Origin of the sequence: endosymbiont of Galathealinum brachiosum, assembly GCA_003349885.1 — a bacterium.
In the GTDB taxonomy this organism is placed as follows: Bacteria; Pseudomonadota; Gammaproteobacteria; order SZUA-229; family SZUA-229; genus SZUA-229.
Map to the genome: position 1 here is coordinate 432223 of QFXC01000008.1, position 17941 is coordinate 450163.

Consider the following 17941-nt stretch of genomic DNA (forward strand, 5'->3'; position numbering starts at 1 on the left):
TTAAAATCTCATAATTAGAGGACATAGCATGACTTTTTTACGTATTTCACTCATTATTAGCGCTTTATTAGCAAGTTTCAGCATTAATGCTGAAAATAGAAACATCGGTTTAACAGACGTTCAACAACAAAAGATTGCCGATGAATTTAAAAACCACTTTAAAAGCACAGATAGTGGTTCAATGCAGACGCTAAATAAAAATCCATGGGCAGGAAAACGCGCTAGACAAAGCCAGCGTACCAATAAAATACTACAGGTCAGTGCTTCTTTAGATAGTTGTAAGCAATATTCGCTAAAACAGCGTAGACAGTGCTTAGTAAAAAGTAATAACCAGTCATCATGTGAACTATTCTATAAAGCTCGAATAGATCATTGCAGTAAATACTTCTAAATAATTAGTCAATATGCTCAGCTTCAATCCACATTATCAATAGATTGATAATGTGGATTGCAGATTAAACCCTAAAGCCATAATTTAGAGTTTTACACGAAAGCAGATTAGACAAAACCATAACAAGTATCGTCAATCCGCCATATTGTTGATCAAATTTCAGTGACTTTTTATAAATAAGTTGCTGAGTCCCAGTTTGAAACATGCTGGGATAACAAAGCTTGAACTATTGATTATAAATTTCTTTCATGAAAACCGCGTAACTTATTTATTCATATTCTTTTTGGTTTTGTTAGTCGCCTGCGCAGTAAACGGGTCATCTGGCCAGTAATGTCTTTTATACTTGCCCCTTAACTCTTTTTTTACATCGTGATACGTTGTCTGCCAGAAGCTTTTCAAATCCTGCGTTACCTGCATGGGTCTACGAGCAGGTGACAATAAATGCATCATTAACTTGCAGCGACCTTGTAATAACAAAGGTGTTTCATATAAACCAAACACCTCCTGTAATCGAACGGCAAGTACAGGCTGATTCAAATCACTATAATCAATTGCAACATTAGACCCACTAGGTACTTTGATTTTTTCCGGTGCCAGTTTATTAACAAGCTGTTGTTGATCCCAGTTTAGCTGGCTTTGTAGAATTTCATATAAATTAAGTTTCTTAATCTGTTTAAAACTATTTTCATTTGTTAAATGCGGTAACAGCCATATATTCAATTCATTAATTAATTTTTCGTCCGAAAAGTCAGGCAACATATTAATATCGTGTTGCTCTCTTAAATCAGTATCATTTTTAACAAACTGTTTAATAAACTGAATACGTTGCTTCAGATTACTAGCCTGTGACGACCAGTTTAAGGAATCAAGCCCGGCAACCTTAACCGCATTTAACAGACACAATAATATAGACTGTTTATCTTCAGATACTATCTGTTTTTCCTGAATAATTAACTTACCCAGAAACTGAGATTGTTTTGTTTCTACACGTTGATTTGTATCACTCCATTGAACCGTATCTTTATATTCAATAAGATCTGTAAAATACTCATCTAACTGTTGCTCTGATATTTCAGCAGCCAGATATATATTAGCTTCACCCTGTTTCTCTCTTCCCGACATTGCATCCAGATTTGGAATAACCAGAAACTGATAGAGATGATGCTGCAAATATTCAGGAATTACTGCACCCTTTCCATTACTAAGTAAATAATGTGCTTCATCAGGTCTGCGTTGTTTCGCTATTCTATCGGGATAAGCATAAGCCAGAAGAACCCCGCTTAGATTAATATCAACTTCACCCCTACCCTGTATATTCGTAATACGTTTAAGGCGACTAAAAAAATCATCTGCCGTTTGTATAATTCGTTTACATTGTTGTTTATCAACATCATGATGGAATTCGCTTGAGGACTTAATCTGTTTAAGAACATTAATCCTGTCATGAATATCAATACTTTTATCCGTACCGGTTTTAAATAAGTCTTTTTCCGTCAGTAAACCTGCAATCAAACAGGCATGATAAACCTGTAATAAATCAACAGAAGATAACATCATATGCGCTAATCGCGGATGCGTTCCCAGTTTTAACATATCACTTCCGTGAGCAGTTATCTGTCCCTGACTGTCAATTGCCTTAAGTAGATGCAATAATTCTTTAGCCGGCTCAATTGCACTTACAGGTGGAACATCCAGCCATTCTAGTTCACCCACCTCTTTAACACCCCAGTTTGCCAGCTCTAATACAAGTGAGGACAAATCACTGTGAAGCACTTCAGCCTGTGAGTGTTTAAGTAATCTTTTCTGTTGTTGCAGTGTCCAGATTCGGTAACAGACTCCTTCAGACAAACGACCAGCTCGACCGCATCTTTGGGTAGCCGAATCTTCTGAAATAAAATGTGTTTTCAAACCATTCATAGCCGATGAAGGAATGTATTCGAGTATACGTTGCAAACCTGAATCTACTACGCAGTTAATACCCTCTATAGTTAAGCTGGTCTCTGCAATATTCGTTGCTAACACGATTTTTCTAAAGCCGTTTTTCGGAACTGAAATAGCCTGATCCTGCTGTTGTTTGCTTAAACTCCCGTGCAAAGGTGCAACAATAATATTATCGATTTTTTCTTCCTGAATAAACTGTTTAATTTGCCTTGTTAGCTGATTAATTTCTTTTACACCTGGCAGAAAAACCAGACAACTTCCGCGTTGCTCAAAAATAACCTGTTTAATGGTTTTAATTAGTTGTAAAATTAATTTCTGATTTCTTGTGTATGCATTACCTGCTGTACTTAAAGGTTTGTCGAGGTATTTTATATCAACCGGATAACTACGGCCTTCGCTCTGTATGATCGGCGCATTATCAAGCAAGATTGATATAGCCGTCGTATTAAGGGTTGCGGACATAATCAGAATTTTTAAATCTTCATTCAATATCTGCTGACTCTGCAAACTTAGCGCTAAAGACAAATCAGCATGCAAACTTCGTTCATGAAATTCATCAAAAATAATCAGGGCTGTATTTTCCTGTTCAGGATCAGCCTGTAACTTACGCGTTAATATACCCTCTGTTACTACCAGTATTTTTGTTCTTTCACTAAAGCAATTATCCTGACGTATCTGATAACCCACTGTCTGCCCCACACTTTCATTTAATAAAAATGCCATACGCGCAGCAGCATTACGTGCAGCGAGTCGTCTGGGTTCTAATACTATGATTTGTTTATTTTCTAACCAGGCCTGATCAAGTAATGCGACAGGAACAACGGTAGTTTTACCTGCTCCGGGTGGCGCTTGCAATACAACACGATTATGCGTATTCAGGGTATTTTTTATATCATCTAAAACGTCATTGATAGGTAAAGATTGCATCAGTTTTTTCTAAGCACCTCAGATCGTAATCTAAAGGTAATTTTTATAAAAAGTTAAACTTCTTTATTCGCTTTTACGCAAAACATAATAAACAATGAATTCCAGTTATCATAACCTTTAACATCATCAATATGTTTTAAATCAGATTGATTCTTTAAATAATCGACTGATTTAGCTATCTGATCATCATTAAGTCCGTTTAATTTAACCAGATCAATAGCCGCTTTTGAAGGAGACCATTCACTTAATAATTTGCACATTTTATTGTCTTACCTGTCGTTCACTATCATTTTTATCAAAAACAATGAAAAGAAATTTTTACTTTTTATTTTTACCGCGTTTAATTTTAGTCTGTGTCGCTTTATTTGTACGCCCCGGACGTACATTTTTTGATATATTCTTCAACAACGAATCACGGCTGCCAACATCAAAACCTGGCATTGTTAATCGTTTTATACGATAACCAATTAACCGTTCAATATTATTTAATGCCCGCTCTTCCTCACGGCTAACGAATGAAATTGCGTGACCTGCTTCTCCCGCACGTCCCGTTCGACCAATTCGATGCACATAATCTTCAGCCAGATAAGGCAGGTTATAATTAACAACGTACTCAAGTCCCTGTATATCTAATCCACGGGCAGCAACTTCAGTTGCAATTAACACCTGAACTTTATCAGATTTAAAGTCTGCGATTGCACGGCGACGTGCTCCCTGACTTTTATCACCGTGGCATAAAGCCGAAGTGATTTTTGCATGCTTCAGCTGCCTTTTAAGTTCATCTGCCTGTGCTTTTGTACTGGTAAAAACAAGAACTTTGAACCAGTTTTCCTGCTCAATTAACTCAAGAAACAGATCGGCTTTACGGTGCTCTTCAATCGCATAAACCACATGCTCTACTGTAACGGCTGTTTCGTTCTTTTTAGCCGCACTCACGACTTTATGTTTTGTCAGTAAGGAGCTCGCCATCATATCAACCTGTTTAGACATGGTGGCAGAAAATAGCAGTGTCTGACGTTTATCTGGTGTCTGTTTTAATAATGTCTGAACATCAGAGATAAAGCCCATATCGAGCATACGGTCTGCCTCATCAAGCACAACAAACTCAACCTGTGACAGATGCACATTACATTGCACCAGATGCTCTAATAAACGCCCCGGTGTAGATACCAGTATATCAATACCCGCATGCAGCTTTTTCTGTTGTCCGGATAGTTTAACGCCACCATACATAGCCATTACTGAGAGGGACGTAAACTGCGCATAGCTCTTAATCGTTTCAGCCAGTTGCTCTGCTAGCTCACGGGTTGGGGTTAATATAAGCGTGCGAGGATATTCTGAAACCGTTTCTTTAGGGCGATCCAGCATCTGCTGAAGAATCGGTATCGCAAAAGCCGCGGTTTTACCCGTACCAGTCTGGGCATTGGCAAGCAAATCCATTCCACGGCGAGCTGGTACTATTGCCTGCTTTTGTATATCTGTCATCTGTCGATAACCACAGGCATCCACGGCTTTCTGAATCTCAGGCGCAAGATCTAGGGATGAAAAGTTCATAGTGAATCCTCTGGTACTACGATAAAAGCCAAAAATGGAGGGTGATTATAGAGGATTTATGACTTTATAGTGCGATTATTACACTAACGTTAAACATATCTATTGCACCAGTGAATTAGGCGTTATGTTTAACATGGTAAAAGAGGGATTAGGTATTACTCAACTCCCCTGAGCACTATATGATTCTGACCCAGACCTTTTTCGCATACCTGAAAAACATATTGAACCCGACTGGGGTTTATGAGTGATGTGCTCTAACCAGCTGAGCTATGTAGCCTTGATCTTTTTTTGCGCTGAGTGTTCGGGTCAAATTAGTCCATTTTTTTGACTTAATGAAAAGAGATTCTCAATCTTTCTTCTCTCTTCATTTTGACTACGACCCATTCCTTATGAGTGTTATCTCATGTTGATATACGCACCACTGCACGAGTACGAATTTTTAAAGATTTTCTGGTAAATGAACTTGAAAAAAATATAGATACTATCGAGGGTAAACTTAAAACAAATAATCAGGCATAACCACAAATTAACTTAGTGCCTTTTACCCAGTCTTGCTGAAATTCCATTATAGAATCAATAAAATCATCATCCGTTATCTCAGTGTTAGTTGTGCAAACGATAGAGATCTTATCTTGAGTTCTTGTTACGCAGAGAGCCAGTTCATTTGGACACGTAGGAAAATAAAAACGAACACCATTTTTTATCTCTTCCCTGTTAATTCTATGCTGACCCCATACACAATAAATCACACCTTTGTCTTTTTCATCAGAAATAACTGTATCTATAGAGTTACATAACCTGGGTAAATGATTAATGGTTAAAACATTAACCAGATCATTGTGACTTATATTAATATTGAATATTTCATCTAATAACTCCATGACTTACTTCTCTTCCCTGAATTTCGCTTAATTTATTCTAGTTAAGATTTTTTATTAATCAAATTAACTATTAAACCTGAATGTATATTTAGGACATTAACTGGACAAATACTTATAATATTAATTATATAAATGATCAAATTTTAAAATACTCAGATTTACGGACACCCTATGTCCGTAAAAATAAATAAAAAATATTTAAATACCACATCAACTTCGTGACCTATACTGAGACATAGTATGTTTTTATTACTATAAATTGTGTTAATAATGAAAAATGAAATCATTCTTAAATCAACAATAACCTGCCCTGCATGTGGTCATAAAGAAATTGAAACAATGCCAGTAGATGCCTGCCAGTGGTTTTATAAATGCAAGAATTGCCAGTCTTTGCTTAAGCCTGAAAAAGGCGATTGCTGTGTTTTCTGCTCTTATGGTAATGTTCCCTGCCCACCCATTCAAAAAGCGTCAGGGTCGTGTTGTTCACCTTAGAGACTCAAACCTGAAATAATAAGGCGATCTGGAGTTACATGTTTTTTTAGTCCTGTGCTGAATCCACTAACAACGCCATTACTTTTCGCCAACCTGCTTCTGCATCAGGGCCAGCCTGTTCAAACACTTTTTCAAAGCGTTCACGTTGATCACCAGATAACTCAGTTTCTAATAACGCCCCCTTTTGGCTTAAACTGACCCGTTTTACACGCTTGTCTTCCGTATCTACATTAACAATAACGTAATCATCTTCTGTTAATTTCCTTAAAGGGCGGTTTAAATACTGCTTACTCACGCCCATAACATTCAATAGTTCATTGATACTGCATTGCGGATATCGTGCAATAAAATACAGAATACGATGATGTACACGTGAATAGGCTATTTCTGCCAGCCTCTCATCAGGTTTGGCTATTAACGCCCTGAATCCAAAATGTAGCGCTTCCAGTGCAAGATTAAGCTCTTTAGTACGTTCATTATTATTTTGGTCAATCATATTGACATAATAACATGCCGCATGCAGAATAATAGGTCAATATAATTGACTAATAATTTAAGGAGTTAACATATCAACTGAAGGTATTTGCTGGATCAATAACGAAATAGTTGCACTTGAAGATGCAAAAATATCAGTTATGGATCATGGCCTTCTTTACGGAGATGGTATTTTTGAAGGTATTCGTTTTTACAACAAGAAAGCGTATTTACTCGAGCCTCACCTAAAGAGACTAACCGCTTCAGCTAAAGCGCTTGCACTTGATTTACCAAAAAGCATCTGTGATTTAACTTCAACCCTACAAAATGTAATCGATGCTTATAAAGAACATCAGGGTTACATACGTTTAATTGTTATCCGGGGAAAAGGTCCGCTCGGTATCAACCCTGCCCTGTGCAAAAAGCCGGAGTTAATTATTATTGCCAGCCCTTTGAATATGTCAGATGAAAAAGCACAACAAAATGGCATACGCACTATTATTTCAGCTACTCGACGCATACCTGCAGATTGTCTGGACCCCCGCATTAAAAGCCTTAATTATCTGAATGCCATACTCGCCAGGATTGAGGCCAATAACGCAGGGGTTGAGGAAGCGCTTATGTTAAATCAGCAGGGCTTTATAACCGAAGGAACGGTTGATAATATTTTTATAATAATGGATGGTGAGCTTTGCACGACTCCTTCCATAGATGGATCATTAGCCGGTATTACCCGTGACCTGATTTTAAAACTTGCAACTGAAAGTGGAATAAAAACAAATATAAAATCACTCGCAGCTTATGATATTTATGCAGCTGATGAATGTTTCTTAACTGGAACCGGTGCAGAGTTAATACCGGTAAGTGAAGTTGATGGGCGTGAATACGATGCATCTCCAGGCCCTGTGTTTAAGCAGTTAAAAGAACTCTACCAGATGAGTTTAATGCAATAACATTATCAGTACCATTACAAAGGTGTATTCACCATTGAAAAAGTATTAATCAACCCCATCTACTAAATAATACAAAGGTTAAGCGATGTTATAAATTCTATAACATCTTTTATTGAACTTAATTATTAATTAAACACTTTATATACAGTGTTTCGCGTATAAACTTGAACAATATGGGGATGATATGCAATTTAAAGATTATTACGAAATCATCGGTGTTCAACGCGATGCGAATCAACAGGAAATAAAACGTGCTTATAAAAAACTGGCGCGTAAATATCACCCGGATGTAAGCAAAGAAACCGATGCTGAATTAAAGTTCAAGGAGCTGGGTGAAGCATATGAAGTTTTAAAAGATCCTGAAAAACGCATTGCATATGATCAGTTCGGCGCCAACTATAAATCCGGACAGGACTTCAATCCTCCGCCAAACTGGGATGAGGGTTTTGAATTTAATGGCGCAAGCCATTCAGCATCGTTTAGTGATTTTTTTGAATCACTTTTTGGTCAACAATTTAATAGTGCTTATGAAGGCGCTAACAGACAGCAGGCGCATGGTGAAGATCATCATGCAAAAATTTTTATTGATATTGATGATGCATTTAACGGTGCGACACGCTCTATCAGCTTACAGGCCCCCACCGTCAATAGTCAGGGACAGGTGGTTACGAGTACACGAACACTGAATGTCAACATTCCCAAAGGTGTTAAACAGGGACAGCTCATCAGATTAGCCGGACAAGGCACAGCAGGTTTAAGCAATGGAAAACCGGGGGACTTATATCTTGAAGTCAATTTCAAAACACATGACTTCTATCGTGTTGAAGGTAAGGACATTTATCTGGATTTGCCAGTCGCTCCCTGGGAAGCCGTACTGGGAACGACTGTTAAAACCCCAACCCCTGATGGTAAGGTAAACTTAAAAATTCCAGCAGGCGCGGTTTCAGGGCATAAGATGCGTCTCAAGGGCCGTGGTATTCCAGCAAAAATCCCCGGTGATTTATACGTTATTATAAATCTGGTTTTACCTCCTGCTGATAATCAGAAAGCTGAAGATTTTTATCGCAAGATGGAAAAAGAACTAAACTTTGAGCCACGAGCAGCACTGAAAGTCTAATTAGTTTTAAGTGTTAATTTATAAGAGGAAGTATTTATGAGTGAAGCATGTCATATAGTGTGCCCAGCATGCTCAGCGATTAATCGCATACCAACATCACGCCTTCGTGAAACCCCTAAATGTGGAAAATGCCACAAACCACTATTCAGTGCTCATCCGGTAGAGTTAACTACAGCAAGTTTTAACAGGCATGTTAGTCGAAATGATATTCCTGTACTGGTTGATTTCTGGGCTCCCTGGTGTGGTCCATGTAAAATGATGGCCCCGGCTTTTCAACAGGCGGCTGCTGAATTAGAACCGCTAGTACGTCTGGCTAAACTAAATACTGAGAACGAGCAACAAATTGGGGCACAATTTAACATTCGCAGCATTCCCACTCTGGCATTATTTAAAAATGGAAAAGAAATAGCCCGTCAACCCGGTGCAATGAGCAAGGAAGATATTGTACGCTGGGTACAGACGCATATATAACATCATCACATACAGGGTGCTTAGATATTACCTGAGCACCTTTACCTCATGTACTCTCTCCACTCTCTTAAGCCCCACAAGCTGACACTTTATATTCTATAATCATAGATAGGCCGTTAAACAATATTTAATACCCCCCGTTCCAGACTTTAACGTGCTGAATCAGGTAATAACTATGAATGACAACACTAGCTGTCAACTGACAGATAGACAGCTTGAAAATATAATCAGCGAACTTGAAATAGCAGACATAAACCATCTTGAGTGGCTTAAATGCGTACACAGCAGCATTATTTGCAATCATGAATTTGAAAAGGATGCTATATCAGATGATTCCCATAAACTCTGTCGTTTTGGTCACTGGTATTACAACGATGCACCTGAATTGTTACAAAGTCGGCCTGATTTTTTAGCGATTGATGAGTTACACAAAGTGATGCACGATGCAGCTCGCCAGCTTGCAGAACTGCATAATAATAAGGCATCAATAAGTAAAACAGAATATGAAGAGTTCATACTCAAGCAACGTGCCTTTTCTAAAAAATTACTTAGATTACGTGACAGCTTAAGAGATAACCTACTTTCATTTGATCCCCTTACCGGCCTGATGACACGTGGACCATTTACTCATATTATTAGCACCGAATTAGCACGTGTAGAAAGAGCTAATTCTTCCAGCTGCCTGGCAATGATTGATATCGACTATTTTAAAAAGATAAACGATACTTATGGTCACCTGACTGGTGATCGAGTGCTCAGTAGTATTTCACAGTTTCTATTACATCATATACGTAGTTATGACTCAATTTGCCGCTATGGAGGAGAAGAGTTTCTTGTTTGCCTGCCAATGACAAATTCAATTCAGGCATTAGAAGTAATGCAGCGCATTTGTTTTGAACTGGAAGAACATCAGATTGAGCATGATGACGATATCTCACTTAAGACCACCATTTCAATCGGAATAGCCGAATTCAAAGCCGGTGAAAATTATGAGAGCTGCCTGAAACGTGCTGACGATATGCTTTATAAAGCAAAACACGAAGGCCGTAATCGCGTATGTGTTTAGTACAACAGTTTTTCCTGCTAAAGCAGGAATATAACTAATTCACATATACGTGTATAACCTGATTATTTAGGCGGATAACTTTCAAACATTTTATAAACAAGCTGGCCTATTCGTTTTGTAGATTCATCAGGTGTAGCTTCTCTCCCGTGTATTTTTTTAACTGTAGTAGATCGCCAGATAAGCTCCTTCTTACCTGTTGATACCATATCAATAACCAGAGTACCCTGAAGACTGGTTCTTAACTGGTTTCCGCTGCTTAAATTAATATGACCACGGCCGGATTTACCAACACTCATACCAATTCCTGCAGACAAGGCGCTAGAGCTTAATTTTTTCTCAACACTAATATGATAACTGAGAGTTACATCAGCAGAATCAGATTTAGTAAACCCCTTTCTACTCATATTGTCATCCATTGCCTGAATAACCCGTTTACTTAATAAAGGATCCTGTTTGGCAAACGCAGAAGATGGCTGCATATCCCACTGATATGTTTTAATCTGACTGAAATCAACACTACTATCAAAATCAAATGATGTTTTAGTACCACTACATGAATAAAGAAAAAAAATGCTAGACAGACCAAGTAACAACTTCATTAATTTTTTAACCATTTAAAATCCCTTCACAACACCATTTATTTGAGACCGATAGCTTAACATAAACGCATATAACATGAACATCAGGCAATCCATGTATTCCATCGTCTAAAGATGCGACCATTCCTGCTCATTAACACACCTCCACAGTTTCCGGGTATACACCAGTCAAAAAACTGATCATCGGATTTACATAAAAAACGCAATACATTCCATTCACTATCATCTGCCAATTCTTTATCGAGCCGGTCTTTTAATATACTTTCATCGATATCGATACACGAGCTTACCTCTTCTCCTTCATCTGTACCTTCAAACCGGTCCAGTTCATATATAAGTTCACGTAAATGTGTCGTATCAGCTTCTAATGAACTACGTAGAGACAAAGAAAATGCATCTAAAGCTTTATCAATATAATTTAAATACACTTTATTATTAAAATCACCTCCTGATATTAAAATATCCGTATTATTTAAAGTAGCAACAAGTTCCAACTTATCTTCATGAGATGGAAGTAATACATCAGGAATATCGGTATAACTCAATACCGTGTTTAGTTTTTTTTGATATTCAAAATCCTTATAATAGAACATGGTATAAACGGTTTCATTAAAAGTAACATAATCAATAGCCCTTCCATATTTACAATTGCTACCTGCTTTAGACACTCTGATATATTCTTTAAAGAATAATGCGCGACCATAGGAAAACTGATCTTCTGTCATTTCCAGTTCATCCAGATATACCGCTCCATCCAAGCTTCTTACACAGCCTTTCTCTGGATAATATTCCTGAAAAATATAAGTATAATTATCATCATTTACCTTAAAGTCTGACATAAAATAATCTAAATTATCATTAATGTTAGACCTTAGATCACTAACTTTATATACCAATGAATTAGACGTATCTTCATCTTGCATATATTCAATTACTTTATACTTTTCATCAATTATCGAACCAACTGGTAACCTAACCCGATTGTCAGACATGTATTTTACCTTATGCTTTATTACAATAATCGTTATTCTTATTTATAAACTTTTTCAATTATTAATATGTTATTTATTAAAACGTAAATACTTTAAGGCAATCTATAGAAAACATTCCCCATGATAAATACAGATTACAACTATCCCGATATTGGAACACCTCATGAGTATCTTCTTTGTTTTGATAAATTCCCGCTGTTCGATAATTGAAAAACTCAACACACTGATTCGAGCTAGAATAAAAATTATCTAATTGATAAGAACACTCTTCTCGTACTATAGACAGCGTATCTTCAATATCAGGTGAATATGATGTACCAACATAATCCATATAATCGAGGCATGACTCATTAAAACCATAAGAATTAATTGAATTTTCGCAAGTTGACTTTGCTTGCTCGACAATATCTATTGCTTTAATACTATATGTTGTTGTATTAAGTAAACGCGCCACTAACGTAACATCATTAAATTCAATCACATATGACCTGGTACTGGTTGTGTCCGGTAGAATATCAAAAACCACTTCCGTTGACGCATCTGTGGAAATTAGTCTAAGTGATGTTGTTAACTGAGCAGGTATACGAATAATACCTTCACTGGCACTAAGTAGAGTCGAACACAAATTGCAGTTTTCATTATACAAAGGTTCATCGGTAATAATATTAGATAAATTGAAATGTAGCCCTGTATTGTTAATCAACCGAAGATAAACTGTTTCTTCAATTGCCACTGGTTCACCTACTGTAACGCGAGTGATGCTATTCTTTGATACGCCCACCTGCTCCATATCAATTAGCGTTCCTGAATCCACATCATAAAAATATAAATCCAGTAATCCATTCGCACTAATATACATCTGTGCATTGAGCTGTTTTCTATCGATATAACCAATAATTCTATTAAAATCACCACCTTCAGTAACATACAATACGAAGTCTGTATTATTATTCACAAGCACCATACCCTGATCAAGTTGAGCCAATTCATTATCAGTATATGGGTTCCAGCTGCCTCCTGATTGCGTTGTGTATGCCAGTGAACCCTTCACAAACTCAGATATATCATTATTAATATTATTATTTAAGTCCGACTCTTTAATAGCAAAAAAGTGTACTACCCCCTCACTATTACTTAATGACCTCATATCCACCTGAACATGTAAGTCTGTAATTTTAAAATATTTAGCATCTGGTTGACTAAAAGCTCTGTCAGTAGAAACAATGTAAGTTTCTCCTGAAGTATTAATAAAGGTAAAGTTACCAAACTGATTACTAAAGGTAGGTTGTAAATCGTCTATCAGATACTTAAAGTGTTGTTCCTGATCAGATACAACTGAAGTTGATTTGTCTGATTCACATGCTGAAATCAGCAATAGAATAGTTAAAAATAGAAAACCCAGTTTATTATTCATCTTTATCACCCTGATAAGTCAATATTAACGTTCTTATTTATAAAGACAGGTAATATTGAATTTCATCAGGGTAAATAGAGAATTTTTATAATTTTATTATTGTTGAGCCAGGCTATAGACTTAATTCAATATTGGCCGGTTTCAACATGCTTAACATCTGCTGGAATGTACGTGTAATGGTGAGTGCTAATGAATGACCTTTCCCCTCTGTATCAACACTTTCTATTTCACCATTCTGATCATAAACAACAATTAAGGCGCCCTTGCCTTCAACTTCAATTCGTACAGGTTTATGGAAGTCGTTATAGGTAAAAAATATTGTAGTTTCACTGGTTCTCATATTAACGATATGATGTCTATCATCATACTGAAGTAATAAATGCAATCCATCACTGTTTTCAGCTTCAACTAAGTCTTCATTTTCATTATAAGAAAAATGTATCCATTTTTTACTTTCCTGCCCATGTTTAGAGGTACTCTGAAAATATGCTAATTTATTTATATCATTATAAATATACTCTAGAATCGAGTTTTCAGACTCTTTGTATACAATACGATCATATTCATCATATGCGAATTTAGTAGTTCTTCCATATCGCATTATTGATATGGGTGAACAGCGACTCATATGTCTATATTCTGATATTAATTCACCCTGTTTATATTTTTTTAAATGCCTTGTATATGCATATTCATCATCAATATAAATATCCTCATACTCAACTCTATAATGCAGCGTATCTTCACCTTCGGACAAGGTGTAATCTACAGAAAAAGATTTAACACCTTCACTTTCAGAAATCATCTCATATTTATACGATTCTTTACTGTCACCCTGTATATACTTTTCTACCCGTAACAAACCATCAAATTCCTGATAGCTTATTTCCATTGTTTCATCATCGGAGTATTCAATACGACTAAGAAAACCATCATCAACATATCTATAATGCACACCACTAAAACCATTAGTAACAGATTTTAATAATCCGTTGTTATAGGTGTAATCAATATCATCAGCATCAGACGCATCACGGTTAACAAAGCGTTGAACACGCCCAGAATCATCTGTTATTACCTGATAGTCATCTTCTTCATTACTTACAAATCGTGTAAGAAATCCATTTTTATCATACTCAAGTAAATATCGGTTATCATCACTAATATACTCAGCTACCAACCCCTGATTATTAAATACGAATATCTTGTTTTCATAAGACCAGATATAACGATTATCAGTCTCAACTATCTCACCTGTTTTACCCTCCCACTCTCCATCTTCGTTACGCATGAAATTATGAAATGTTCGACTAGTAGCACTGAATACATTTAAGTATTCATCTGAGATATCAATACGACTGTCATAAACTGATACCCAACCAAAACCAAATAGACCACTATCTGCATTATCACTACTGTATACGCGCTCCATGCCATAAAAATCAGAATTTTCAAGAGTAAAAACACCGGTTCTACGGTCAACATCTGCTGAAACAGTAAAACTGGCGGTTATTAGAGTCAGCAGTGATATACCGATCAATATAAGTGAACGAATTGAATTTTGAGTCATGTGTGCCTCTTTAAACTGTAATTTATGGAAAGTTACAGTTAGAGACATCACTTTAAGAAAAGTATCAGGCTAAATAGAACACTTATTTAAAAGAATAATATATGAAACAGGATTACTACCTGTAAAGAAGCTAAACAGAAGATATATGTCGTACTACAAATAAGCCTGAAATTATGACAATAAAATTCGCAATTAGTAGCGTTATTGTACATATGTACAACATCAAAGTCTGGATAGTTGCATCGACTGTTGCATTCCATGCAATAGCGGACGTTCGACAAACATAAAAAAGGCGACTAAAAAGTCGCCTTTAAGCTACAGCAAATATTGTTAGGTTTTATGCTTTCTTACGTCGAGCAAAACCTACTAAACCAATCAAACCAGAACCAAATAACCAAACGGCTGCCGGTACAGGAACAGCTGAAGGTCTCACTAGCGCACTACCCATATCAAATGCAGGTGTATAATCATCATATGAGCTGATACCAAATGATATCAAATCACTGTTACATGTTCCGCTATCATCACAACCTATAATAATTCCACGATCATGCGAGTAAGGGTCATATGTGGATGACCCCATTTGAAAGATGGTATAAGCACCTATACCTGAGGTATCCCCCCATAAATTAACAAGATTTGTCGAGTCATTACTATAATTTAGTAGTGCATAGTAATCAGGTGCAGCAGGATCATATGATCCTGTTAGCCCTGAATTATTAAAAAAAGTGGAGACCATACTATCGGTTGCATATGACCAGCCTTCAAATTGCCCACCAATACCGAATTGTGATGATACATAACTATAAGATAGACCCGTAGACTCAGTTAAATCTAACCAATCAAGCCCACTGACATCATCTGTTGTATATGTACCGTTATCTATTAAAGCAGCATTCACACTAGTTGATAAAACTAAAGCTATAGCTGTTGAAGCTAATTTCCAAAATTTCATTCGTCATTTTCCTTTACATTTTTATTAATTTTTATTAATCCAGATAATAAATATGCAATATTTATACCTTACCTATAAGCCGCTGTTTTAAATGGACTTATTAAAAAGTGAAATGATTTGTGATTGATGACTGTAAAGAGCAATGACATTTAAGCTTGTATTTTTGAGTGGCTGCTTTGGAAGATTCTGAATAGTGGTTATGAATAATCGAAGTACTGTTTATGGTTATGAGCAGAACATCAGCACCAGGTCAGCCATATGCTGCTTACACCCTAAAGCAGAACTACAAGATTATTTAATTTAGTTCTGAGTACGTCCAGAAGCAGACGTTCGAGACAAATAAAAAGACGACTAAAAAGCTGCCTTTCTATAATCAAAACTGATTTAGTTTTATGTTTTCCTACGTCTAGAAAAAACCACTAAACTAATTAAATCCGAGCCAAATAACCATACTGCTGCTGGCACTGGTACTGCACTAACATCACCCGAGTGTGCAGCTCAGGCATATGTTTCTTCTAATCTTGAATAAATGATGACCGGGGTAATTAAAGTCAATTATCCCGATCATCAATAGTACTTGTAATGTTATCGCCTAGATACTTTAAGCATTATTTCTTATATTTTCCAGTGGGTGGATGAATTTGAACATTACCACCATCAAGAGTTGCGCTGGCCTCAAACACGATTTCCAGTGTTCCTGGGTCTCGAACTGTAATAGAGAAAAAATCCTGATCGTTACCTTTTTTACCATGTGGTTCTCCGGCATCCTGAACGTAACCAGTAAAGATATAACCATCTTTATGATTTAAGCGACCGACGCCTTCAAATGAAGCCTGATTGATTTTAAAACCTTTTTTACCGCCAGGTTGGCCTGGACCAGTAAGGTTGATTACATCACAGCTTACAATATGAACCTCATTAGAATGGAAGTTGTCTCCAGTGTTGTGGTCCACGACTTCCCATGAGCCACGAGGTGGTGGACCCACATTGCCTCCAAATGTATAGTCTTTTGTTCCAGAAGATTTCCCTGCATTTTGAAAGCCACCTGTTGTGATCCAGCAACTATCAGGCGAGGGTGTCTCCACTGAAAACCCAGACGCCATCCACACCAAGGAGGCAGGAAGATTTCCAGGTGCGAAAATGCCATCATCACGTGAAAATATCTGGGCACTGAGACTGGTTGCGCCTGCAGGTATAGTGACTACTAGATTGACTGTATCCCAGAATTTACCATCATTGCTGTTCAATTGATCAGAAAATACAGCCGTGGTACCACCCGTAGTAATTTCAAAAGAACTTGGACGAAAATACGAGGAATACACGCTGCCTACAAACAGTTCTACGCTGCCAATGCGATCAGCATTAGATGCAGTAAAGTTAAATGTTTGTAGCTCGGTAGCATCAAGAGGTATTGGCCAGTCGATCATTGCAAAATCATTACCATCTCTTATATCCACTTGAGATTCGGCCGAGCCATCGTCGTATATTACTAAGACACCTGCACCGTAGGTCTCATCAGGGAAGTAGACACCATTGACAGTAAAAGAACTAGTCCCGCTAGTGACAAGTCCCAGAGAGGTAATGTCGGCTCGATAAGATACGGTGATTTTGCCATTAGCATACCATGTATCTCCACCAATAAAGTTTCCCGTGACATCAGCGCCTTCAACATTAATGGTATCGGTTAGAGTGAGCTGTGAATGATCATGGTTATTACCTCCCCAGTAGAGAATCACTTGTTCAACCGTTACAGCATCTGGAATGGTAATAGTGATTGTGCCCGACAGATGGTTTTCAAGACCAATGCCTGCTGCCCTGATGCCCGTGCCAGCAGCAATAGGGATACTTGGGGAACCAAGTGATTCAGTGCCATCTGCATGGGCAGACTTAGAAAGACATAAAATAGAGCTCGTCGCCAGAATGAAAAATGTGCCTATTAATAATGATGCTATGGGTAGCTTTGCTTTTATCATTTGTTTTACTCCATTCAAAATGTATTGTTTTTAAAATACTCATGAGAGGAAATCATTAATGCTTTGAATTATAAGTTTAAGAAAAAGCCAACGGACAGTATTGAGATACATCAAACAGGACTCACATACTTTATTATGGTGATTCTCAATGTCCGCTTTGGGTGGCGGTCT

16 protein-coding genes and 1 pseudogene are annotated in these 17941 nt (G+C 37.1%); 6 read left to right on the forward strand and 11 right to left on the reverse strand.

The genetic code is table 11. The annotated features are described in order from the left end of the window. The first annotated feature begins 28 nt into the window (after nucleotides 1-28). Nucleotides 29-391 (forward strand): hypothetical protein, encoded by a 363-nt coding sequence (locus DIZ80_08010; protein RDH84068.1) that lies wholly within the window; start codon nucleotides 29-31, stop codon nucleotides 389-391. A 264-nt stretch (nucleotides 392-655) separates the two neighbouring features. On the opposite strand, the gene hrpB is transcribed toward DIZ80_08010, so the two are convergent. From hrpB to DIZ80_08030, 4 genes are all read right to left on the reverse strand, one after another. After that, nucleotides 656-3259: an ATP-dependent helicase HrpB gene (gene hrpB / locus DIZ80_08015; protein ID RDH84069.1), complete on the reverse strand. Its 2604-nt coding sequence runs from the start codon at nucleotides 3257-3259 to the stop codon at nucleotides 656-658. 53 nt (nucleotides 3260-3312) lie between these two features. After that, nucleotides 3313-3519 carry a hypothetical protein gene (locus tag DIZ80_08020; GenBank protein RDH84070.1) on the reverse strand — a complete coding sequence of 69 codons (207 nt, stop codon included), beginning with the start codon at nucleotides 3517-3519 and terminating at the stop codon, nucleotides 3313-3315. A 58-nt stretch (nucleotides 3520-3577) separates the two neighbouring features. Then, the gene (locus tag DIZ80_08025; protein RDH84071.1) at nucleotides 3578-4813 is read right to left on the reverse strand and encodes an RNA helicase; all 1236 of its coding nucleotides are present in this window, start codon (nucleotides 4811-4813) and stop codon (nucleotides 3578-3580) included. 509 nt (nucleotides 4814-5322) lie between these two features. Continuing rightward, nucleotides 5323-5694 (reverse strand): hypothetical protein, encoded by a 372-nt coding sequence (locus DIZ80_08030; protein RDH84072.1) that lies wholly within the window; start codon nucleotides 5692-5694, stop codon nucleotides 5323-5325. A gap of 270 nt (nucleotides 5695-5964) precedes the next feature. On the opposite strand from DIZ80_08030, the gene DIZ80_08035 reads away from it, so the two are divergent. Then, nucleotides 5965-6186, forward strand: coding sequence for a hypothetical protein (locus tag DIZ80_08035; protein ID RDH84073.1), 222 nt, complete (start codon nucleotides 5965-5967; stop codon nucleotides 6184-6186). 46 nt (nucleotides 6187-6232) lie between these two features. Here the strand turns inward: DIZ80_08035 and DIZ80_08040 are convergent, their stop codons facing one another. Next, the gene (locus tag DIZ80_08040; protein RDH84074.1) at nucleotides 6233-6682 is read right to left on the reverse strand and encodes a MarR family transcriptional regulator; all 450 of its coding nucleotides are present in this window, start codon (nucleotides 6680-6682) and stop codon (nucleotides 6233-6235) included. Between the two features lie 94 nt (nucleotides 6683-6776). Between DIZ80_08040 and ilvE the strand changes: the two genes are divergently transcribed. The 4 genes from ilvE (at nucleotide 6777) to DIZ80_08060 (ending at nucleotide 10267) form a co-directional block, all read left to right on the forward strand. After that, nucleotides 6777-7613, forward strand: coding sequence for a branched-chain-amino-acid transaminase (gene ilvE, locus DIZ80_08045; protein RDH84075.1), 837 nt, complete (start codon nucleotides 6777-6779; stop codon nucleotides 7611-7613). Nucleotides 7614-7797: 184 nt separating this feature from the next. Further along, entirely contained in the window at nucleotides 7798-8730 is a 933-nt protein-coding gene (locus DIZ80_08050) for a cytochrome C biogenesis protein (protein ID RDH84076.1), read from the forward strand. 36 nt (nucleotides 8731-8766) lie between these two features. Next, nucleotides 8767-9201, forward strand: a complete 435-nt coding sequence (locus tag DIZ80_08055; protein RDH84077.1) for a thiol reductase thioredoxin — start codon at nucleotides 8767-8769, stop codon at nucleotides 9199-9201. A 175-nt stretch (nucleotides 9202-9376) separates the two neighbouring features. Then, the gene (locus DIZ80_08060) at nucleotides 9377-10267 is read left to right on the forward strand and encodes a hypothetical protein (GenBank protein RDH84078.1); all 891 of its coding nucleotides are present in this window, start codon (nucleotides 9377-9379) and stop codon (nucleotides 10265-10267) included. A gap of 62 nt (nucleotides 10268-10329) precedes the next feature. Here the strand turns inward: DIZ80_08060 and DIZ80_08065 are convergent, their stop codons facing one another. The 6 genes and pseudogenes from DIZ80_08065 to DIZ80_08090 form a co-directional block, all read right to left on the reverse strand. After that, nucleotides 10330-10881 (reverse strand): hypothetical protein, encoded by a 552-nt coding sequence (locus DIZ80_08065; GenBank protein RDH84079.1) that lies wholly within the window; start codon nucleotides 10879-10881, stop codon nucleotides 10330-10332. 68 nt (nucleotides 10882-10949) lie between these two features. Then, complete coding sequence (locus DIZ80_08070) at nucleotides 10950-11858, reverse strand: hypothetical protein (protein RDH84080.1); 909 nt, start codon at nucleotides 11856-11858, stop codon at nucleotides 10950-10952. Nucleotides 11859-11934: 76 nt separating this feature from the next. Continuing rightward, the gene (locus DIZ80_08075) at nucleotides 11935-13272 is read right to left on the reverse strand and encodes a hypothetical protein (GenBank protein RDH84081.1); all 1338 of its coding nucleotides are present in this window, start codon (nucleotides 13270-13272) and stop codon (nucleotides 11935-11937) included. 112 nt (nucleotides 13273-13384) lie between these two features. Further along, nucleotides 13385-14842 (reverse strand): hypothetical protein, encoded by a 1458-nt coding sequence (locus DIZ80_08080; protein ID RDH84082.1) that lies wholly within the window; start codon nucleotides 14840-14842, stop codon nucleotides 13385-13387. A 337-nt stretch (nucleotides 14843-15179) separates the two neighbouring features. After that, nucleotides 15180-15269: pseudogene (locus tag DIZ80_08085) on the reverse strand (hypothetical protein). A gap of 1136 nt (nucleotides 15270-16405) precedes the next feature. Next, nucleotides 16406-17770 (reverse strand): hypothetical protein, encoded by a 1365-nt coding sequence (locus tag DIZ80_08090; GenBank protein ID RDH84083.1) that lies wholly within the window; start codon nucleotides 17768-17770, stop codon nucleotides 16406-16408. Nucleotides 17771-17941 lie beyond the last annotated feature (171 nt).